The following is a 20,636-nucleotide window of genomic DNA, read 5'->3' as shown; positions in this document are numbered from 1 at the left end:
CCCACTCTTTGTATCCAAAGGCCAGATATGACGAGTCTTGACGATTTCATAAACCCCACCGCTAGCCAGCATTTCGTTTCACGGTCCGAGCAGCGGCTGAACTCTTGCTCGGCAGATCCTCAGTCAAAAAAAGCTGAAATCTATCGCTTTTCGATTGTCGATAGAAAGACACCAACCATTCATCTGAAAGGAAAGACTCAGATCTGGAGAAACCTTGAGTTTCAGGACCTGTTTACTTTCATGCGGACAGGCGAGAAAGACCGGTTGAATTTTGAGCGCTTGTTCGAACGTTACGAAGCTCCCTATCCTGAGCATGTGTCCAGCTTACTTGCAATGATCAACGGCGTTAGAGAATGTCTGGATACGCAATCTAAAATCTATTTGAAGGATTTAGAAGGATTCGATTTTGAGAAATTTCTCGGTCACGTCAAATTCATTTATACCTATAAAACAATGAACTGGCTGAGAAACCCTCACAAAATCAAGGTGGTGTTGAAGCAGTTCGATACCTTCTTAGATTACTCCCTCGATAAATCTGGTGCGCTTGCGCTGTATTTGGCACTAGCCGAAAAAAATTCCGCTGAAGAAGCGTACATCTGCAAGACTTACGGCGTTTCGTCGAGGGAGTACCAGCAGTGGATTCGCCTGTTGCTACTGTTTCTCTACGTTGATAGGGATGACAAGGCATCCCACTTGGACGGCTTTATAAATGAATTTTTTATAGCCCCAGAGTTCTCCACAACTATATTCGTCGCTGTGTTCGATGAGCGATGTGCGCTACTCACGGATACTGGGGTGGTTAAAGATTCCGGAAGTGGACCGCTCACCTATATGAACGTGTCCAAGAACTGTATTATCGCACTTGAGCACGCGTTTGTTGATGTCACATTGGACAGAGTGATGAGGGAACATGGCTTTGATGAAAGTTTACGAGAACAAGCCAGGGCTAGGGTGGCCACGGGGGTGAATGCACTCCTCATGGTAAATAGCTACGAATTTCTTGCCGGATACAACAAAATTTGCGTTAACGCCGCTGCGTTAGAAGCCTTTTGCGCAACACCTGACGTCCACGGCGTGCAGGTCCTAAAATCCGAGCAGGATAGAACGTAGACCGCTGCCTGGGTCGATATGCAAAGGATTCGGGAAACCGTCGTCTGCTCTGGGTCATGAACACTTCTTGTGGCAGACATTATCCAGCTTAAGTCAGTGTCTACTCAGCCCGGGGCAGACCAAGGTGATGCGATCCGTGCGCCCGCCTGGATGAGCCAAACTCATGCATCAGCAGCCACCGCCAAGTTGCGTTAGCATGCAGGCCAGAATGGCGCTTTGCCTCTATCTTTGGCGGCTCACCTTCAGGTAGTGCATGCTCAATTTATGCTCGTGTGCCGCCCCAGGCCGCGAATGGATCATACGCAAGGAGCAAGGATGTATTTGTCTGAGCTGACCATCAAGAATTTTCGTCAGTTTGGTGATGGGAAAACACCGTTCAGCGTTGAGTTCAACCGGGGTGTGACGGCACTCGTGGGCGAAAATGATGCGGGTAAAACGGCGATCATGGATGCAATTCGCCTTGTCCTGCAAACGCGCGATGCAGACTACTTCAAGCTTCAACCTGAAGACTTCCACATCACCCCGCAGCGGGTTCAGAAAACCGAAATTGAGATTGTCTGCAGATTCTCCGACCTTGCGCCAGAGGATCGGGGCGCATTCGCGGAATACTTGAGTTATGAGGGGGCAGAAGTCGTACTCTATGTTCAGTGGAGGGCTCGGCGACTGAGCGACTCCACTGCCGCCCGGCGCTGGGTCGACATCAGTGTCAGGGCTGGTCAGTCCGGCACAGGTCCGAACCTCGACGCAGGAGCACGACAACTGCTCGCAACTGCGTATCTGAGGCCCTTGCGAGACGCTGAACGAGAAATGTCGTCTGGTCGCGGTTCACGACTGTCGCAGATCCTATATAGCTTCCCTGATATTGGTGTCGGGGATGCCTTCAAGGAAGACCAGCCTCCTGCACAACTTGTCGATGCGCAATCACTGAGCCTCGCCGGGATGTCCGACCTGCTTCGGCACCTGGTCAATGCACACCCCGGAGTCACCAGCGCTCAGTCAGCCATTAATGATCAATACCTGCGTAAGCTGGCTATGGCGGGTGAAGACCTCAGTAGCCATATCAGCTTCGCCGAGGGAGCCACAGAGATTACCAAGCTGCGGCAAATCCTTGAACGCTTGGAACTGGGGCTGCTGGATAACCAGTCCGGCGTGGCACGCGGCAGATACGGGTTGGGCTCCAACAACATTTTGTTCATGGCTTGTGAGCTGCTGCTCCTAGGGAAGGAACCCGAAGGACTTCCCTTGCTACTGATCGAGGAGCCCGAAGCGCACTTGCATCCTCAGCGCCAGCTTCGCCTGATGCAGTTTCTAGATACGGCGGCCAAGCCGAAAGAGCAAGGGCAGCGCGCTGTGCAAGTGATCCTGTCGACACACAGCCCAAACCTCAGCTCCAAAATACCCATCGAGAACCTGGTACTCATCCGTAATCAACAGGCTTTCTCTTTAGCCCAAGAGGCAACCAAGCTGGACGCTGGGGACTATCGGTTCCTTGCTCGCTTCTTGGACGTGACGAAGGCAAACCTCTTCTTTGCAAAAGGCGTCATGATCGTGGAGGGGCCGGCAGAGGCCATTCTGATCCCAACGCTAGCTGCTCTCTTGGGGAAAGATCTGACCGAGCATGGCGTCTCGATTGTCAATGTGGGAAGCACGGGACTAGGCAGGTATGCTCGGATTCTCCAGCGGAGTGATCCCGCGCGGGGCTTGTTGAGCATACCGGTAGCCTGTATCTCAGACTTGGACGTCATGCCTGACTGCGCCCCCCTGATTCTGGGCAAGGTCGACGGTGATGACGACAAGGCCTGGCAGAGCACTCGCCGCAAGTGGCGGGCCAAACGCGACTTCGGAAGCGATACTCAGGCACAAGCTCAAGGTCTTCAAGCGCTGCGGAAAAAGCTGCAAGACGGCGACGGGCAAAACGTCCAGACATTCGTTGCTGATGAGTGGACGCTCGAGTATGACCTGGCCTATGCGGGCTTGGGGAAGGAACTCTATATCGCCGCCACCTGCGCAGCGAATGATGATCCATTGAACGACTATCGAAAAACGCTAGAGGTCGTTCAGCAGGAAGCCAGCGAGGCTTACGATAAACTGGCGGTCGGCACCTCATCGAAAGAGGAGCTCGCATCCCATGTGTACGAGATGTTTTCCAGCAAACGCGCATCGAAAGCGATCGCGGCGCAGTACCTGGCAGACCTGCTGACGGATCGTCAACAGTCAGGCAAATTGACCGCCGACCAACTGCACACGCTCCTGCCTCAGTACCTGATCCAAGCCATTGAGTTCGCGACTGGAAGCATCAGCCAGGATCTAGGTGGAGGAGAGACATGATTCCTTTCACTGATCTGGTCGCCCCGGTTACCGATGAAGACATTGACTGGGTCTGCGAGCTGATGCAGCTCAAACCGCTCGATGAAGCCCGTCGTGAATTCCTCAAGGTCAGGGAAACTCGAGACGTCTCGGCCTGTCCCGGGAGTGGCAAAACTACCCTGATCGTGGCAAAGCTAGCGTTACTGGCGCGGCGCTGGAAGAGCTCAACGAGGGGGTTGTGCGTGCTATCGCACACCAATGTGGCCCGAGAAGAAATTCAACGGCGGTTGGGAGGCACGGCGGTAGGGCAACGCCTACTCCAGTACCCACACTATATCGATACCATCCATGGTTTCGTCAGTCGCTTCCTGGCAAAGCCTTGGCTCCACTCGGCGGGTATCCCGCTTACAGCGATTGATGATGACCTCACGCACTCGGCACGGCGAAGGGCGCTGACCCTAAAAGAGTATCGGACGCTCAACAACTACCTTGAGAGGTCTTTTACCAGTTTGGAACGCTTGACCCTCAGCTCCATGGATTTCTCAGCGCCATTGGATCTGGAGACCTTTCCCTGCGGTAAAGACACGCGGATGTACCGACTCGCGGCGTCAGCTGTCGGCAGCGCCGCTCGTGAAGGCTACTTCTGCTACGACGATATCTTCGTTATCGCTCAGGAATTGCTGAGCCGACAGCCCTCGGTAGCCGCGACACTGCAGGAACGCTTTCCCTGCATCCTATTGGACGAGATGCAAGACACCTCTCGCCAGCAAAATCAGCTCCTGTCTCAGATTTTCCGTCGCGACAATGAGAGCATCTGCGTGGTGCGAGTTGGCGATCCGAATCAGGCGATCTTTGAGCATGGTGACGAGGCTGGCGACGACAGCTTCCCCGATTCGCCTCGCAGCATTGCAATTGCCGACAGCTTTCGATTCGACGGCTCGATTGCCTCTCTGGCCTGTCGCTTTGCATACACCCCCATTCTACCCACCGGCCTGCAGGGCAAGCGTGCCTCCGAGGCCCAAGCCGCTCCCATCCCGCATACGGTGTTTGTATTTCCAGACGATGATGCTACTGGCGTACTCAGCGCCTACGGCGAGCTTGTCCTACAGCACGTGCCTTCGGATGTAATTGCCTCCTGCGCCGTATCTGCGCTCGGGGCTGTACACAAAACAATTGAGCGGGATCCTCAGGATAAGTTGAGCCCGAGAACCGTGGGGCACTATTGGGAGCCCTACGTGACCGCCAAGCATCCCACCACTCACCGTCCAGAATCATTGATTGACTATTTCCGAACGGCCAAGCAAAGAGCCAGGTTGGGCAACACAATGCATGCAGGGCTGGAACGCATAGGTGCGGGACTCATACACTTGGCAAATCTGCAGTCGCCGCCAGTACCGCTTAGAGCAGAAAGCCGTATCCATCGTCAACTGGATGGGATGCTCTCGCTCACCCCTAGAGGCTTACGCATCTATCGCAAATTGATTGATCGTCTGCTATGTCAGGACGAGCAGATCGACCAAGCTGCGTGGACTTCGTGGGTCAGGTTCATCGACGAACTGGGCGTTCTCATCGGTGGCGGCCAGCGCGACCAACCCGATGCAATGCGCTTCCTCGAGTGGCATGCAGCTCCCGTTGAAGACACCGAATCAGCGGGGCAGCTCGCACCAGCGTTTAACCACTACCGCTATCATTACCAGGAGCGGCATGTCGATATCAAACTGGGATCAATCCACGTAGCAAAGGGCGAAACACATGCTGCCACCCTTATCCTGGACACCTACAACCGTACCCATTTCCTCAAAGCGTTGATGCCGTGGCTCAGCGGGAAGTACGTCAACGGGGGGCACTGTGATAACGACGGCAAACGCAGGCGACTGATGGAAATGTACGTTGCCATGACCCGCCCCAGCCACTTGCTGTGCTTGGCTATACGAAAAAGCTCGCTTGGCAACGAGAGGAAAGCCCAACAGCATCTAGAACAGCTACAGGCGCATGGTTGGACGGTTCACCATTTGAACCGAGATGACTCGCTTGGGAGCTAACGGCTGCGCAGACTCTACATGTTCTAGCTCTGAGTCAAGGGCAGGGTTTGAGCAACTACTCATAGACTGTCATTTGAACTGTCTGGAGGACCATAAATCCCCCTATCAATTTTTGCTATGAGCCCCTTCCCGTATAGCGTAGAAAGGGCTTGCGCTATTTTTGTTTGCCATGAAGCTCCATCTATAACCTTTAAGTCCTCGTAACGACTATACAGCTCGCCTGCAAGTTTTTTGTGTGAAATCATCTTCCCCGGCTTTAGTAGTAGGGCTCTTGATTGAACAAACGCGAGAGCGGAGCGGTAAAAATACTTGCCGGGTGGCAAGGCTAGTAGATCTTCATTAAATTGCTTTGCTCGTTGCTCAGAATACAGCCTGGCGCCCATTGCGGCCAAGGGGAGGGGCAGCACTTGTAGCTCGACTTTATCAGGAGACACTTGATAGCTGAGATTTCTATAAATTAGTTCATCCAACATAGATATGGTAGAAACTACATTGCTTTCTAAAGTAAAATCCTGCGAGCTAGCGAGACAATTGCCGCTCTTGCAGAAACTGCATTCCTCTGAATGAATGTGGTGCGGGGTATATTCTTTGCAATCGTCACAATAAAAAAGCTTATAAGAAAGCCTTCCTACGTACGACTCTCCTTCATCATCGTCTTTTAGTATTAGGCTAATCTTTCGGCGCGCATCGCCACTCCATGCATACACTTTCCACGGCCAATTTTGCACTAAATAATCAGCCCATAATTCATGCGCACCTCCCTCGGAGGGGATATGCACAAGCCAGCTGCCCCAAGACTTCGACCAGTATAGATCGACTGTATGCAGGCTGTATTTTATCGCGTCATTTTCGTGATTGATAATATTTGTAGTGAGAGAATCATTATATGCGCGATCTATTTTTCGTGCATTTACGTCATCCTTAGCAAGGATGTTTTGAAATGCACCCTCAATCTTCCATGTGAGGGTTTCTATCATATAGATTGCTATGCAGAGAGTAGTGGCCCTAGAATAGGCACAGAATAGCTCAGAGTCGCTCATTTTATCACAGCCGAGTATGATCACCACAGGGGACTCCAACCCCCTATAGCGGCTAACTAGCGCATGTCTTACCCCTAAGTTACTGACAAGATTTCTAAAGTACTCAGACGGTTCAAGTCGAGTTAAAATCAATATATCTTCCTTTGCTATGCCTCTTAGGCACAATTTCTGAACCTGCAAACTGATATCATTTACCCAGTCGTCAGTCAGTATCTCTCTTAGAGTGTCGTCCTCTTCGGGCCTCGGAATGTGTAGTTGATAGTCACACTCCCTGGCTTCAATTAGTCGTTTTGTCACTTTTCTAGGCATTCTAATGACCGAAGTCAAATAATATGGTGACTTAATGCCTGCCTCATTGCACAAGCTCAATATTTCTGTCGTGTTTTTCTCAAAAGAAAAAACTTGTGATTCATCAGCAAAGAAAATAGCGGGCTTATCGCCCAGCCAGCCAAGCAGAGTCCTGTGCCAAACAATATTAAAAGCTTGCGCCTCATCGACTACTATTGCATCGTAGGGTTTTATAAGCCCCCTTTTTATTGCTTGGGCAAGGTCGTCACAGCATTGATTCTGAAACCAATCCTGTGGCTCAATATTTTCATCTGAAGTTACGCCAATCTTTTTCTTCGCTTGATGGCAGAATGTGTGCCAGGTCGACACCGTACAACTTCCAGCATCCTTTAGCTGAAGCTTAATATTTTCCGCCAGCAAAGAATTGAATGTAAGGAATAGAACATTTTTCCCTTCATTCGAAAGCCTTCTGGCGACCTCTATTCCGATGAGTGTCTTCCCTGTACCCGGCCAGCCTGTAATTACTGTTTTGTTCTTATTAAGCGCTCTTTCAACAGCCGAGGCCTGCTCTTTAGTCAGCCGTAACCACATATGATTGTCGAATAATATTCTTGCTCCCCATGCCAGGGTTCCATCGTACTGTGGACATAGGGCGGATAAGATAGCATTTGCTTTCTCCCTCCCAAGGGGAGGGTTATTAAGAGCGGCCTTCCAATATGCCATGATATCGACAACTCTGGATGATAGGGAGCTCATCTCATCATGCTGCACAAAGATCTTGGAAGGCAGATGCGTGCTGCGATCAGTTAAAGCTGGGCCTAAGTCGTTTTCTCCAAAACTACTGTCCGGGAAAACGAAGCCGTATCCGATTCTTATCCGTAAACTCTCATCACAGCCGAGCCATCTCGCTAGCCCGTGAGAGTTCTTCCGAGTCTGCATAACCGGATTGGATGCTCTTTGAGAGCGCACATGTACAAAAATAGAGCCCTCAACACGGTAGGCGCCACTTTTAACCTCCAGCGCGAGTACACCAAGGTCCTCATGAATGATAAGAAAGTCAATCTCTCCAGTTGGGGCGAAACTGGAGTCAATTTTTTTAATCGCAGAACAGAGCCACGGGAGGCTATGTATGACCGTATACTCTTCAGGCAAGCCGTCTCTCAGCAAAGAAAATACTGTACTTTCACCAAAGCTGTTTGTATCAATGGCACCTTGACTAGGTATCATCTTTGCCATTTTGCAACACCAAAAACTCGCCCGCAATTCAGGCTAAATGGGGAAGAATTATATTGCTATAAGCCTTATCTGATTTCATCAGATCGCATGGCTTAGCTACCTCATTAGCTGGAGGCATTTATGCGGCCACGTCCACACATTGTACGATATTTCAGCGTCGAATTATGTTTCGATAAGGCTCACGAAAGCTCTGAAAGATCTTTGCGAACACGACGAAGAATCTCATCAATGCTCTGATCAGGGCGTTGGAGGGCATAGGTGTAAAGCAGCAAGGATACTGGATGCACATCCATAACTGCCGCAATTTCGTCAAGCTTGTCGAGCGTTGGACTTTTTAATCCCCTTTCCAAGGTGCTCAGGTAGGTTCTGCTACTTACCTCGGAGAAATCTTCCTGCGTCAGGCCGTGGCTGGTTCGGGTTCGTTTCAAAGCCTGGCCAAAGGCCTTTCTCAGCTCCATTTTGCTCATCTCGCAAAATAAGCGATGAAGCCTTCTCGCGCCCTTTAGGGCTACAATCTATAGTGTTCATTTTGGGGGCGATGGTTATGTTCAGAACGCATAAGCAAGCCGAGATAAGCGGTTTTGACGTCACTACGCTCTCTCGTGAGGGAGTCCAGGTATGGCGCTACATTGAGCAGGCTCTGCATTGTCCATGGCTATATGTCTCCTGCCTTGAAACAGGTACTGAACTGTCAACGCGTAGAATGCTACTGATTGCGGACATCCATCTGTTTGAGGATTTCCTGAGTCAAGATGGCGGCACCAGCACTGTGATTGATAGGGTCCAGCTAGTAAGCCCTGGCTGGTTAAATCAAAGCTTGAATTGGAAAATGGAAGAGCTAGTTAGTCTGAGCGAGGTGCAGGACCACCACGGTAAGCATCTAGCGTACATATATCGGGTGGTCGGTGGCAATGAATATTGCGAAGGTCATATTCAAAAGAAGAAATCAACAAAGCATAGAGGGATATATAAAAAGCCCTAACCGAATTACTGGAGAATTTATGGATGTCGGTTGCAAAACAGATGGGGAATTTTTATCTCTTTTTAGGAGGTTCTATAGCAGCCATCCAAGTAACGCCTCCGTTGAGCTTTTGAAGGAGCTCGCATTAGAGTTTTGGTATGGAGATCTTGACATTGAAAAGCTAATCAATGGAGAACTGACAAGCGGGCGCTTAACTTCTTTGCAAGCGAGAAGAGCTATGTATCTTGTAGATAGGATGATTAGCTTTCCATGCTTGAGTCGCAACAAAGCAAAGCTGCTGAGAGATATAGTTAAGCTGCAAGGAGCAGGATTAAAAAGCACTCCACCCTCAAAAGCAGCCGAGCAACTATTTAAAGAGTACAAGCTAGATAAAAAAGCATTCGAGTGGGGTCTTCAGGGCGATATAACTATACAGATGAAAAGCCTGCTTGAGTACCAGACTCGGCACTTTGCAGCAGCAACAGGAAAGAAAACAGGCTATTCCGAATAACTCGGCCTGCGTCCATATGTGTGTTCCAGCAACTTCTATACGTACGACTTTCACGTGCTATCGGTTGAGTGCCTACGCAGCGGCGCGAGGACTTCCTCTACATCTAACCCCCTCACCAAGCAACGATGAGAAATCAAACATAAAGCCTCAAAGAGTTGATCACGCTGTTTGATCAAGTCAGCATTCTCAGACTGCAGGTACTTTATCCGCTCCTCAAAAGTCCTGCGGCGGCGTTCGCGGTCAGGATCTTTGCCACTTTCCTTTAGTTGTGCGACTCTAGCTCGGTCTATGCTCTCACCCCGCTTACCCACCAAGGTTGCACGACTCGTTAAACCCAAGCGTTTTTGTACCTCGGAGCGTGATATAGGTGCAGATTCAAGCCCCAAACTGATCATCTCGGCGAGGAGGGCATCAATAGCCTCATCCAGAGCAGCCCCTCTCAATAATTTCTGTTTAACCATAAGTCTCTATTCCTCTGAAACTGAGCTTCGCCGCTGAGTCTCCTTGGAAGCAGTGATAGGGCGGCCTGAAGGAAATACCTGGCGTGTTCCCTTCCCAACATCACTTGCAAGTGCTTTCTGCAAATTTTTAAGCTTGTGCTCCTGATCCTCCAGCCAGACGTCACTGCCAGCCTCACCGCTACCAGCGTTGCGCATAATGATGATGGATTCCGCCAGCCTATCCGCTTGCTCTTGGAGATTCTTCTTCTCTGATGGTGTTCCCAGCATGTGTAGATGTGAACAGTCATTCCAGCATTGCAGATGCTTAGGGCAGGGCGCCTGTGAAAAATCATGGACACAACCGCCAAACGGAGTGATATGTAACGCCGTGGCGTGAACAGTCAAAAAAGTTTCAGCAGTAGTCATACCCTTGCTCTGCAAGAGTGCATGATAGCTGTCGGTTAGAGCCCCTTGGATCGTCCCCTTTCTGATTTCTGTATGAAGAAAGTCAATGCGGTCACGATAACTGTTAAACGTTAAAAACCCCTGATGAGCAGTGGTGTCCTCTTCGATAGTTGAATGCTGGTAATACTTATTTTGCTCCAAGCGTTTTCGTCCCAGCGCCAGAGCCTGCTGGACATCGCTCATGCCTGTCAGGTGATAGATGGTATTGCGCCAGTGCCGTGGTTGGTGACTGGTCAAACAAATTGGCGAACCATCTGCCTCAACCAATGAGCGTCGAGCAAAGATAGACGGGCACCTGGGATCTGCTCCAAGGGCCCGATTAATGTCAACGAGAGTTACACGCCGCGGGATAGCTCGAAATACATTCTCATCACGGCCGCCAAATCGGAACTGACCGTCAAAACAGATCGCAAGTGTTTCGCTGGTCCTGAGCACAATACGATTTTTACCCGCGCTATATTCTGTAAGCACCGAGTGTGCTTTAAGCTTTGGAGCAATCAGACGTTCAATTTCACCTGCCAAGTATCTCCGCCGCTTTATTTTCCCTCGTTGAACGGGCGACTCACTGCCATGCGGAAAAATTCCATTGCGGGATAAATATAAATAAAGATTTCTGCCGTATTCTTGTTCGTTACTAAAACCCAGCCATTCCATGACCTGATCGTCCGTTAATAGTTCTTCTGGCGGGTATTTCCATATACGCCCTGGATTGTTTTCTTGCCAAATCGCAATTTCCCTCTGCTCTGATGTCAGTGCCTTTAATCGCTCAATTGCACGCTTCGCTAGAGGAATATCGCTCTCCGCTAGCCAATGCACTCGAGATTGAAATTGTTTTTCTGCAAAATATCTTATTCCGCACTCAAGAATAGGCTTGCCGTGAGCATCAACTACAATATTTCCTTCACTATCTTTGATATTTCTTTCTACCCAGCAGTCAAAGGGTATGACAGCAACCTCATTACCCCGTTGCCCTGTTGCGATCAATAAGTCGATCACACGCAGCAAGATTTCCTCGCCCTCACTGACGGGGTTATTCGAGCATAGGGCATACGCTTCCATCGCCTCGAGAGAAGGTAACCGGTCATTAGATTTTCGCTGTTTTACCGCACGATCTGGATCATGCAATGAAATATAATCGTGGCGGCGTTTCTCTGGTCTCGCATCATGCTCAAAATGTATAGCGATCTCGGTTAACTGGTGGTTATCAATCGTATCCGCGATTACTTGTAGATAAGAAATTGCGTCATAAAAATTTTTGTAGCCACTCTCACGGAGAAAGCCTACGACACGGTCGAAATCGCCCTGCGTCAATAGTGCGGGGTCAGATACGCCGCGCTCAAACAATGGATTATAGAGTCGGCGGACGACAATATTGTATGCAACCACCATCGAAAACTTCAGATTTCGCGTGCGCTGCAGATATACAATCAAGGCCTTGCTAAAGTCTTGAAATGCGAAGGGGAGTGGCCCCTTGTTCGGGGCAGGATAACCTGTCTTCTCGAGGGACTGTCGGTGGGTCTCGAAGGTAAGTGTATGTTTGCCAGGATCTCTTTGCGGTAGCCAATTACCGATTTCCCACAGTGGTTCCGACCACTGTGTTGAAATCGGTAATGACCGAAAAATCGCCTGTTCCTGCGTAATAAATCTTTCGAGGTTCTGCCTTGCATTAGACAGCTCCATCTGCGGCATCCTCTGTGTGCTGCCGGCAGCGCTCGATCGTAGCGCTTACCGCCAGGATGGTTGTCTGATGCTGGGCGAGGGGGCGGTTGTGAATGAGATCACCGGCTTGCTCTGCGATATCAATGAACCGCTGGGCCTCTCGTTGAAGCGCCTCTCTCACCTGCTCATGGCGACCGTCAGCAAAGGGGTGAAACTTCTTGCAGGTGTAGCAGGCATAGACGGGATTGTAGGGGCAGTGAGTGTGGACAGGGAGGACGCAAGCACCTATATCCCCGATGTATTGCGTATCGATGACGCCGCGGATCGCTCTTTCGGGAGCCGTATCTCTGCGTTGCACGACTTCCCCGGTTAGCAAACTTCGCATTATGCGCTGATAGGAAGGGCTCTTACCGAGCGCTTTCTCTTTGATCCGGGCAATATTGGGAGTTGCTGTCACATAAGCACGCGCTGCAACGGTGCTGTTGTGGCCGAGTAGATCAGCAATCATGTCTGCCGGAGTTCCCTGATCCGCCAAACCTTGTCCGAGATGATGACGCAGCAACATGCTCACCTGGTTCGGCTTTTCTACCCCTGCTTCAAGAAGCTCATGCTTGAGGCCTAAACCGATTTTTTGAACCGAAAGGCGCTTTCCACGACGGCTGACAAATAGTGGTTCGCAGTCGCTACCAAAGCGTCGTTGAACTTCTGCAATGTGCCGTGAGATTTTCTCACCCAGGCGGGTGGTTATTTTACGAGGGCGTCGCTCAGGTCTGCGCTGGCCGACCTTTTTAGCCATGGGTAGCCACAGGGTGTAGTACTTCTCATGATCAGCGCTTTCAACGAACTCAAAATCCGTAATGTCTAGCGAATGAAATTGAATCGACCTCGGCGCGAGTTCGAACCCTAAGTGAAGAACTATATTAAACTGGAGTTCCTCCCAAGAATCAGATGAAAGCTCTCGCTCAATGCGCTTAAGGAGTCGAATCTCTTCATCAAGGGCTAAGCCGGACTGGGATAGGAATATACGTTCGTACGGATCAAGGCGGCTTGTCTTTATTTCTTTAAGTGCGAGATATGTTTCTTTGTCGAAGCCCAATATTCCTCGACCAAGGGCCCACCGGTAAAAAGTTCTAAAAAAAATGATGCTCTCGCGAAATTTTGTCCATGCACTTACTGTCGTGACCACTTCTTGCCTCGTCCAAGGAAACTTGGATGAGATATCGCTTTCAGCTAGCCGTCCAAACACTCCGGATGCTTTGAATGCCGTCACCGGTGCGTACTTTTCGAGTGCATATGCAACGAACGCTTTGGCAATTTGCATGATGTCAGGATTCAGATGGAGCGCAGCCCAATCGATTGTCATTGCGAGCCCACCGTCGTACCACGTCCACACCGGCAAACGGGTATCGACGTACTTTGGCTGATCATTGGTACGAGTTCGAATCGCAACCTGAGCCGGGCCCTCGAACACGTAGGCCGGAAAAGAGGAGGAGGGTGAAGCGTGTTCTTGATCGGCTGATTCGGTCACGGCGACCCCCCTTAACTGTCAAGACGGCTCCAGGCTGCCGAGGCGCGCTGCGCGTTATGGCGGTTGGCCGATTCCGCTAGATAGCGATTTGCATAACGGCGTGGCATCGCCGAAGTCTCAGACCAACCGCAGACACGTCGAAGCTCGTCCGTTGCGCGCTCGAGGTCATGCCCACGCTGCTCGATTAGGTAAGCCAGAAAACGGTCGGCGAAGGTATGGCGAAAGTCATGCGCGGAAAGTGTAAGCAACAACCCAGGATGAGCCAGTTCAATGGTCAGAAACAGGCGATCGAGTACGTTAGACAATGCGCGAATCGACAGCGGGCGGCCTCTGTCAGAGATGAATAGATAACGGTACAACAGTTTCATCGGTTTGCCGTCACGCAGAGGGCGCCGTTCGCCCTGAATATAGCGCTCGTAGACCTCATACAACTGCGCGGAGATACCTACGGTTCGTCCGTGTGTTTTCAGCGCAGGCTCTTCAGCGCGCGGGTCGCCGGGGTCATGTTCGCGATCATTGATGCTGACATAGGCATGCTGAGAACCCTGGTTGATATCCGTGGTGTAGAGCTTAAGAAGCTCTCCGCGGCGGATACCGGTTTCCAACAACAATTCAATCATTAGCCAATTGCGCAACTGCAATCGTTCCGGAAACGGATTCTCCGCAGCGCCCGGGCGAATCAGTGTGCGGATGATCTGGAGTTGGGTATCTGTCAGGCTTCGGTAACGAATGTGGTCGGGACGGACATTGATGATATAGCTCTCAAAGCGTCGTTCAATGACGTCGGCGACATCTGCAAATGCCACCTCGATGTTAGCCAGAGTGGTTGAGTTCTGACGAGCGCGCGGGATGTATCGGGTGACACACCAGGACAGGTACTGCTTCAACAGCCGCAGGTACTGGTCACGGGTGCGCGGATCGATCTGGGGAAAAGATGCCATTGCAGCTGTGCCGATTCGGGCGACCAGATTATCGGCCTGACGGCCGCTTTGGAGCCAAAGGGCGTAACCGTCCAGTAGCGCCAGAATCGCTTCAAAGTGGCAGGCCAAGATGGCCTCATCGATATCCAGCTCCCGGCTTTTGGCATAGGTGTAGAAAGCTTGGATCGCACGCAGGTGCGCTGCGGCAGTGTTGTATGCGCGATGTCTGAGCTTGAGCTGGACGTAGATGAATGGGACTAGCTTGGGCAATGGCGTTGCTAGACCATCCTGCACAAGCAGTGGCACGCGCTGACCGGACGAGAAACGACACTGAATCAGCTTCATTGGCAGTCATCTCATGCAATGACTCGCCATGAACACAAAGGACATGGCCTGTTGAGAGAGTGGACGTCAGAAGCGAATTTGTCGAATCAGTGCCTTACGAGGCTCATGAACATTTCTAACATAGCATCTGGTTTAACATAATATAGATTATGCGAAGTATGACGTACGGCGATCCGGCCGAGTCACCACAGGTTCCGCCCTGGCTGAGTTGTCGCTAGCGGCCCCCGAAGCCCGCGCCGCCAGTTTGCCAAGCTCCAGGCCAGCCCGCGTCAGTCGCCTCCAGGCTGGCCGCAGGTTATCGGCAATCTTCGGGCTCTGTGCTGTTCAGGTGTGCTGCAGTACGCATCGCTTCTTTGCCTGATCACGCACGCAAGCCGCTGGCCAAACTGGTTCTGCACGACCCAGGCTGACCATCGGCAACCATCGGGCCTACACTGGCGCCTGACGCCCAGGCGCCCGGCTGTTGCCAGCCAGCAACGCCTCCAGCTCTACGCTGGACGCGAACTTCGCCGTCCATGAGGCAGATCGCAACCGTGATACCCGAACATGTCAACGCAGCACTGCACGAACGAGCCATCGCCCACGGTGCGCGGCTGCCCTGGCTTGCCAGCCCGCTGGCTGGCGTCGAACGGCGCCTGCTTTACCGGCTTGGTGGCGAACAGGCGCGCGCGACCTCGCTGGTGCGCTACCAGCCCGGCAGCCATTTCAGCGCGCACGAACACGGCGGCGGCGAGGAAATCCTCGTGCTCGAGGGCGTGTTCGAAGACGAGCATGGTCGCTACCCGGCCGGCAGCTATCTGCGCAATCCGCCTGGCAGCCAGCATGCGCCGGGCTCGACCGGGGGCTGCGTGATCTTCGTGCGGCTGCGCCAGTTCCATCCGCGCGACCGCGAACAATGCGTGACCATGCTCGACGCCTCGGGCAGCCAGGCGCTGTTCGAGAACCGGCACGAGCGCGTCGGCGTCCAGGCCCTGGCGCCACAGGCCACGATCGAGCAGCCCAACCCGCGCGGCCTCGAGTTGCTCTTGCTCGAAGGCCACCTGGCCGGCGCGGATTTCAGCCTCGGGCCATGGAGCTGGATGCGCCTGCCTGCCGGCGAGCCGCTGAAGGCGCAGGCCGGCCCCGGGGGTGCGCGCTTCTGGTTCAAGGACGCGCCTGCGACGCTGGGGCTCTGATGTCCCTGGCCTTGGGCCAGACGAGAAATACTTGTGCCCGGTTGAACAAATCTCTTTTGCGCAACGTCGGGACCAACACCGACACTTGCCCGGTTGGACACCCCGGACAGGCCCCAGGAGCCGCAGCCAGATGTCACTCAATTCCCAGGTCGCGCGCCTCGCGACCGCCCAGGCGCTGTCGGGCGCGAATTCGGTGGTGGTCTACGCCACCGCCGCCATCATCGGCCACCAGCTGGCGCCAGCGCCCTCGCTGGCGACGCTGCCGATTTCCGTCTTCGTGATCGGCATGGCGCTCTCGACCCTGCCGGTCGGCGCCCTCACCCATCGCTACGGTCGCCGCGCGGCCTTCCTGCTCGGCAACCTGAGCGGCGTGATCATGGGCCTGCTGGCGGCGCTGGCGCTGGTCATCCAGTCCTTCCCGCTGTTCTGCGTCGCCATGCTGTTCGGCGGGGCCTACGCGGCGGTGGTGCTGACCTTCCGCTTCGCCGCCGCCGAATGCGTCGCACCGGCGGAGAAACCGCGGGCACTGTCGGCGGTGCTGCTCGGTGGCGTGGTCGCCGGCGTGCTCGGCCCGCAGCTGGTCAACGCGACCATGGACGCCTGGCCGCAGCACGCCTATGCGCTGACCTACATCGCGGCGGCTGCCACCGCGGTGCTGGCGGCCATGGTGCTGGCCGGCATGCGCATCCCCCGCCCGACACGCACGCCCGGCACCCATGCGGTGCCGATCCGTTCGGCGCTGCTGCAGCCGACCTTCATCGTGGCGATGGCCTGCGGCGTGGTCAGCTACATGATGATGAATTTCATGATGACCTCCGCGCCGCTGGCCATGGAGCTGCACGGCCATTCGCGGGCGCACTCGAGCCACGGCATCGAGATGCACGTGGTGGCGATGTACCTGCCGAGCTTCTTCACCGGCCGGCTGATCACCCGCTTCGGCAGCAACCGCATCATCGTCGCCGGCCTCTTGCTGATCGCCGCAGCGGCGCTGGTCGGCATGCAGGGCACGGGCGTGGCGCACTTCTGGGTTGCGCTGGTACTGCTCGGTTTGGGCTGGAACCTGAGCTTTCTCGGTGCCTCGGCGCTGGTGCTGACCTGTCACAGCACCGAACAGGCCCCGCGTGTGCAATCGGTGAACGACTTCGTGGTGTTCGGCTCTATGGTGATCGGTTCGTTCGCCTCCGGCGCCCTGCTCGACCGCTTCGGCTGGACGCTGGTGTGCAGCATGATCCTCGCACCGGTGGCGCTGGCGATCCTCAGCCTGCTGTGGCTGAGGTTCGTGCACCGGCCGGCGGCTCGCGCGATGGCCGCCGACTGAAACGATGCAGGGCCAGGGCCGACCGCCCTGGGCACGGCGCCTCAGGCGACCGCGCGCGGCCGGGCCAGCCCGCCGCGCAGCTGCATCACCAGCACCAGCAGGACCAGCGGCAACATGCCCAGGTTGACCGCGCTCCAGCCGACACTGGCGATCAGCGCCCCCGAGGCGAACGACATGGCCGTCGCCGCGCCGCCGTTCGCCAGCTCCATCAAGCCTTGTGCGCTGGCTCGCTCGCTTGCGCCGTGGCCACTCCCGAGCAAGGTCGTGCCGGCGACCAACATCAGGTTCCAGGCCATCCCGAGCAGGCAACTGCTGACCAGGAACGCCCCGTGGCCGTCGCCGTTCAGCGCCACCGCGGCGCTGGTCGCCAAGGCCACCGCGCCGATGATGGCCACCGCGCGGTCGCCCAGGCGGTCGATCAGCGGCCCGGCCACGAATGCCGGCAGGAACATCCCCAGCACGTGCCAGCGGATCACGTCGGCGCTGGCCTGGAGGCTCATGCCGTAGTCGTGCATCGCCAGCGGCGTCGCGTTCATCACCAGGATCATCAGGCCATGACCGACCGCAGTGGTCACGATTGCCACCCGGACCGGTGCCCGGCCAAGCAGTTCGCGATAGCTCGTCCGGACGCTTGCGCCTTGCGACACCGCGCCTCCCGAAGCACCGGCCAGCCCGGCGACCACCAGCAGGCCGAGCGCGGCCAGCGTCGCCAGCAGCAGGTAGCTGGCGACATAGGGCGTTGGCAGCGCCCCCTGGCTGAGCGCTGCCAGCTGCGGCGCGCAGAGTGCCGCGAGCACCCCGCCGCCCACCACCCAGGCGGCCGCACGGCCCTGGAAGGCCCTGCTCACCGCCTCGACCGCGGCGAATCGATAGAACATCGCCGAGGCCTGATAGATGCCGAACACCAGCATGCTCAGGTTGAACAGCACAAAGCTGTGGCGCTGCACGGCCAGGGCTGCCGCCAGCCCGGCTGCGATACCGGCCAGTGCGCCGAGCATGAAGCCGCGGCGGCGGCCGTGGCGCTGCATCAGCCGCGCCAGGGGCTGCACGCTCGCCAGGTAGCCGAGCGCCAGGAGCCCCAGCGGCAACGTCGCCAACTCGGCCGTGCCGGCAAGTCGCAGGCCCGCCACGGCATTGAGGATCACGCCGATGATCGCGCAGGACCAGTAGATCGCCTGGGCGAGGAACAGCCGTATTACCTGGGCACCGCTCTGCGGGATTCGCATGGACAACCTCCGACTTGCCGACTGACGCGCACGGCCTGCCCGCCAGACGCGGCCGGCAGCCGTGCAGTTACGGGGAAGATTCAGCCGAAGCGTTCGGCCAGTTCGCTCGGGCTCACCGAGAGGTGCTTCTGGAAGGTACGGCGCAGATTCTCCGGGTGGCCAAAGCCGGTCAGGCGCGCGGTCGTGGCCACCGAGGCGCGGCCATCGAGCAGCAGGCTGCGCGCCGCCTCGAGGCGCACCTGTTCGACGTAGCGCCCCGGCCCCATGCCGACTTCCTGCTTGAACAGCCGGCATAGCGTGCGCGGCGTCATGTGCGCCTGGAACGCCAGCGCCTCGATCGACAGGTCCTCGGCCAGGTGCGCCGGTATCCATTCGAGCAGCCGGGCCAGGCGCTGCACCCCACTGGCCGAAGGTGCCAGCAACGGGCTGAACTGTGCCTGGCCGCCGGGCCGGCGCAAGAACATCACCAGGCGCTGGGCGACGGCCAGGGCCAATGGTCTACCCAGGTCGGCCTCGACCAGTGCCAGCGCCAGGTCGATACCGGCAGTGACCCCGGCTGAAGTGAACAGATGCGCGGCCTGGGGATCGTCCGGGTCGAAGGTGTGCAGCCGATCGCCCTCCACGTCGATACCGGCGAAGCCGCGCAAAGCCGGCACGTCGGCCCAGTGCGTAGTTGCCTTGCGGCCGTGCAGCAAGCCGGCCTCGGCCAGCAGCAAGGCACCGGAGCACACCGAACCGAGGCGCCGCACCGACCCTTCTGCCCGGCGCAGCCAGGCGAGCAGTTCGCCGTTGCGGCGCTGCGCCTCGACGCCCTGCCCGCCGGGTACCAGCAGCGTGTCCAGCTGGTCGACCGCCAGCTCGCGCCAGCTGGCGTCGATGCACAGGCGGATGCCACACGAGGTGGTCACCGGCTCGCAACGCTCGGCCAGCAGCAACTGCCGATAGGCCGGCGCCCTGCCCTGGCGTTGCAGCTCGACATTCGCCGAGGCGAACACCTGCAGCGGGCCGGTCACGTCGAGGCTCATGACATCCGCAAAGGCCAGGCAGGCGATGGTGCGGGGCAGGTTCATGGGGGCAGCTCCAGGGTTCGATGGCCAAAGTCTGCGCGTCGGCTGGCTCGGCAGCAATGACAAGCACCCCACGGATCTTGCCAGTCGCGCTAGCCAGCCGAGCCGAGGAAGGCGGCGCGGAAGTCGCTCGGTGTCACGCCACACTGGCGGCGGAAGAAGCGGGCGAAATAGGCGGCGTCGGCGAAGCCCAAGTCGCGGGCGATCTGTTGCACGTCGAGGTCGGTGTAGGCCAGCTGGCGCTGGGCCTCGCGCACCAGGCGCTCCTTGACGATCGAAAGCGGCGCTTCGCCGGCCTCTTCGCGACAGGCGCGGCCGAGCGTGGCGGCCGTGACCCCCAGCGCCTCGCAGTAGCGCCCGAGGGTCCAGTGGCGGCGGAACTGCGCATCCACCAGCTCGCGGAACTGGCCGACCAGCGCGGCACGACGGCCGCTGGCCGGCCCGCGGGTGGCGACCGGCTCGGCGAGGCTGGCGACCCTCGCCAGCAAGGCCACCAATAGCGCCTGGCCGGCGGCGAGATTGCCGCCCTCCCCGGCGCCGGCTTCGCTCTCCAACAGTTGGATCAGCGGCCAGATCGGCTCGCTGCCATCGGCCTGCCAGGGCAGGTCGAACACCCGCGGACGGGTCAGCAAGGCGAGGATGCGCGGTGAGAGGATGCGCGCGATGGATTCGAGCGGGCGCTGCGCGGCGGTGATCACCGGGCCGTCGGTGTCGGCCGAGTAGCTGAAGGCATGCACGGTACGTTGCGGCAGCAGGATGATGCACGGCGCGCGAAAGCGCAGGCGGCTGTTTTCCAGCGACACCTCGCCCTGGCCGCGGCGCACGTAGATCAGCTGCAGCAGGTTGTCGTGGCGATGCGCCGAGATCTCGCGCAGGTCACTGGCGCGGCCGCGGTTGATCCACTCGAGGTGCAGCAGGTCCTGCCAGCTGGGCAGCGCGGCCTCGCCGTAGAGCGCGTAGTTGGGGATGCGTTTCTTCATCTCGATAGTCGAAGCGGA

15 protein-coding genes are annotated in these 20,636 nt (G+C 55.9%); 6 read left to right on the top strand and 9 right to left on the bottom strand.

The window, feature by feature from the left end; genetic code table 11:
• The first annotated feature begins 27 nt into the window (after nucleotides 1-27).
• The 3 genes from L3N39_RS10560 to L3N39_RS10550 all read left to right on the top strand — a co-directional run bounded on the left by L3N39_RS10560 (nucleotide 28) and on the right by L3N39_RS10550 (nucleotide 5,459).
• Complete coding sequence (locus tag L3N39_RS10560; RefSeq protein ID WP_237257288.1) at nucleotides 28-1,110, top strand: hypothetical protein; 1,083 nt, start codon at nucleotides 28-30, stop codon at nucleotides 1,108-1,110.
• 315 nt (nucleotides 1,111-1,425) lie between these two features.
• The gene (locus tag L3N39_RS10555; protein ID WP_237257287.1) at nucleotides 1,426-3,438 is read left to right on the top strand and encodes an ATP-dependent nuclease; all 2,013 of its coding nucleotides are present in this window, start codon (nucleotides 1,426-1,428) and stop codon (nucleotides 3,436-3,438) included.
• Nucleotides 3,435-5,459 carry a UvrD-helicase domain-containing protein gene (locus tag L3N39_RS10550; protein ID WP_237257286.1) on the top strand — a complete coding sequence of 675 codons (2,025 nt, stop codon included), beginning with the start codon at nucleotides 3,435-3,437 and terminating at the stop codon, nucleotides 5,457-5,459. Before L3N39_RS10555 ends, L3N39_RS10550 begins: the two co-directional genes overlap by 4 nt.
• Nucleotides 5,460-5,518: 59 nt before the next feature.
• On the opposite strand, the gene L3N39_RS10545 is transcribed toward L3N39_RS10550, so the two are convergent.
• On the bottom strand, nucleotides 5,519-8,023 hold the full coding sequence (locus L3N39_RS10545; RefSeq protein ID WP_237257285.1) for a nuclease-related domain-containing DEAD/DEAH box helicase: 2,505 nt from the start codon (nucleotides 8,021-8,023) through the stop codon (nucleotides 5,519-5,521).
• Between the two features lie 179 nt (nucleotides 8,024-8,202).
• On the bottom strand, nucleotides 8,203-8,481 hold the full coding sequence (locus L3N39_RS10540; protein WP_237257284.1) for a helix-turn-helix domain-containing protein: 279 nt from the start codon (nucleotides 8,479-8,481) through the stop codon (nucleotides 8,203-8,205).
• Nucleotides 8,482-8,934: 453 nt separating this feature from the next.
• Between L3N39_RS10540 and L3N39_RS10535 the strand changes: the two genes are divergently transcribed.
• Entirely contained in the window at nucleotides 8,935-9,495 is a 561-nt protein-coding gene (locus tag L3N39_RS10535; RefSeq protein ID WP_237257283.1) for a hypothetical protein, read from the top strand.
• A 50-nt stretch (nucleotides 9,496-9,545) separates the two neighbouring features.
• Here L3N39_RS10535 and L3N39_RS10530 read toward each other — a convergent pair whose 3' ends face one another.
• Genes L3N39_RS10530 through L3N39_RS10515 form a run of 4 tightly spaced genes read right to left on the bottom strand, consistent with a single transcriptional unit; the run spans nucleotide 9,546 to nucleotide 14,852 of the window.
• Nucleotides 9,546-9,956, bottom strand: a complete 411-nt coding sequence (locus tag L3N39_RS10530; RefSeq protein WP_237257282.1) for a hypothetical protein — start codon at nucleotides 9,954-9,956, stop codon at nucleotides 9,546-9,548.
• 6 nt (nucleotides 9,957-9,962) lie between these two features.
• Complete coding sequence (locus L3N39_RS10525) at nucleotides 9,963-12,080, bottom strand: hypothetical protein (RefSeq protein ID WP_237257281.1); 2,118 nt, start codon at nucleotides 12,078-12,080, stop codon at nucleotides 9,963-9,965.
• The gene (locus L3N39_RS10520; RefSeq protein WP_237257280.1) at nucleotides 12,067-13,587 is read right to left on the bottom strand and encodes a tyrosine-type recombinase/integrase; all 1,521 of its coding nucleotides are present in this window, start codon (nucleotides 13,585-13,587) and stop codon (nucleotides 12,067-12,069) included. The genes L3N39_RS10525 and L3N39_RS10520 overlap by 14 nt, the downstream gene beginning before the upstream one ends.
• Nucleotides 13,588-13,598: 11 nt before the next feature.
• Nucleotides 13,599-14,852 (bottom strand): tyrosine-type recombinase/integrase, encoded by a 1,254-nt coding sequence (locus L3N39_RS10515; RefSeq protein ID WP_237257279.1) that lies wholly within the window; start codon nucleotides 14,850-14,852, stop codon nucleotides 13,599-13,601.
• A 533-nt stretch (nucleotides 14,853-15,385) separates the two neighbouring features.
• Here L3N39_RS10515 and L3N39_RS10510 point away from each other — a divergent pair.
• Nucleotides 15,386-16,027, top strand: a complete 642-nt coding sequence (locus L3N39_RS10510) for a cupin domain-containing protein (protein WP_237257278.1) — start codon at nucleotides 15,386-15,388, stop codon at nucleotides 16,025-16,027.
• 130 nt (nucleotides 16,028-16,157) lie between these two features.
• Nucleotides 16,158-17,345, top strand: coding sequence for an MFS transporter (locus tag L3N39_RS10505; RefSeq protein ID WP_237257277.1), 1,188 nt, complete (start codon nucleotides 16,158-16,160; stop codon nucleotides 17,343-17,345).
• Nucleotides 17,346-17,386: 41 nt separating this feature from the next.
• Here the strand turns inward: L3N39_RS10505 and L3N39_RS10500 are convergent, their stop codons facing one another.
• The 3 genes from L3N39_RS10500 to L3N39_RS10490 form a co-directional block, all read right to left on the bottom strand.
• Entirely contained in the window at nucleotides 17,387-18,571 is a 1,185-nt protein-coding gene (locus L3N39_RS10500; RefSeq protein ID WP_237257276.1) for an MFS transporter, read from the bottom strand.
• Nucleotides 18,572-18,651: 80 nt separating this feature from the next.
• Complete coding sequence (locus L3N39_RS10495; RefSeq protein ID WP_237257275.1) at nucleotides 18,652-19,641, bottom strand: GlxA family transcriptional regulator; 990 nt, start codon at nucleotides 19,639-19,641, stop codon at nucleotides 18,652-18,654.
• A gap of 89 nt (nucleotides 19,642-19,730) precedes the next feature.
• Nucleotides 19,731-20,618, bottom strand: coding sequence for a helix-turn-helix domain-containing protein (locus L3N39_RS10490; protein ID WP_237257274.1), 888 nt, complete (start codon nucleotides 20,616-20,618; stop codon nucleotides 19,731-19,733).
• Nucleotides 20,619-20,636: the final 18 nt, after the last annotated feature.

Origin of the sequence: Pseudomonas oligotrophica, assembly GCF_021726475.1 — a bacterium.
GTDB classification, from domain to species: Bacteria; Pseudomonadota; Gammaproteobacteria; order Pseudomonadales; family Pseudomonadaceae; genus Stutzerimonas; species Stutzerimonas oligotrophica.
This window is presented reverse-complemented; position numbering and strand designations above follow the sequence as displayed.

What these genes read in the sequence shown, in the direction of transcription:
- L3N39_RS10560 (WP_237257288.1), top strand. Translation starts at nt 28, where the DNA reads ATGACGAGTCTTGACGATTTCATAAACCCCACCGCTAGCCAGCATTTC.
- L3N39_RS10555 (WP_237257287.1), top strand. Translation starts at nt 1,426, where the DNA reads ATGTATTTGTCTGAGCTGACCATCAAGAATTTTCGTCAGTTTGGTGAT.
- L3N39_RS10550 (WP_237257286.1), top strand. Translation starts at nt 3,435, where the DNA reads ATGATTCCTTTCACTGATCTGGTCGCCCCGGTTACCGATGAAGACATT.
- L3N39_RS10545 (WP_237257285.1), bottom strand. Translation starts at nt 8,023, where the DNA reads ATGGCAAAGATGATACCTAGTCAAGGTGCCATTGATACAAACAGCTTT.
- L3N39_RS10540 (WP_237257284.1), bottom strand. Translation starts at nt 8,481, where the DNA reads ATGGAGCTGAGAAAGGCCTTTGGCCAGGCTTTGAAACGAACCCGAACC.
- L3N39_RS10535 (WP_237257283.1), top strand. Translation starts at nt 8,935, where the DNA reads ATGAATATTGCGAAGGTCATATTCAAAAGAAGAAATCAACAAAGCATA.
- L3N39_RS10530 (WP_237257282.1), bottom strand. Translation starts at nt 9,956, where the DNA reads ATGGTTAAACAGAAATTATTGAGAGGGGCTGCTCTGGATGAGGCTATT.
- L3N39_RS10525 (WP_237257281.1), bottom strand. Translation starts at nt 12,080, where the DNA reads ATGGAGCTGTCTAATGCAAGGCAGAACCTCGAAAGATTTATTACGCAG.
- L3N39_RS10515 (WP_237257279.1), bottom strand. Translation starts at nt 14,852, where the DNA reads ATGAAGCTGATTCAGTGTCGTTTCTCGTCCGGTCAGCGCGTGCCACTG.
- L3N39_RS10505 (WP_237257277.1), top strand. Translation starts at nt 16,158, where the DNA reads ATGTCACTCAATTCCCAGGTCGCGCGCCTCGCGACCGCCCAGGCGCTG.
- L3N39_RS10500 (WP_237257276.1), bottom strand. Translation starts at nt 18,571, where the DNA reads ATGCGAATCCCGCAGAGCGGTGCCCAGGTAATACGGCTGTTCCTCGCC.
- L3N39_RS10495 (WP_237257275.1), bottom strand. Translation starts at nt 19,641, where the DNA reads ATGAACCTGCCCCGCACCATCGCCTGCCTGGCCTTTGCGGATGTCATG.
- L3N39_RS10490 (WP_237257274.1), bottom strand. Translation starts at nt 20,618, where the DNA reads ATGAAGAAACGCATCCCCAACTACGCGCTCTACGGCGAGGCCGCGCTG.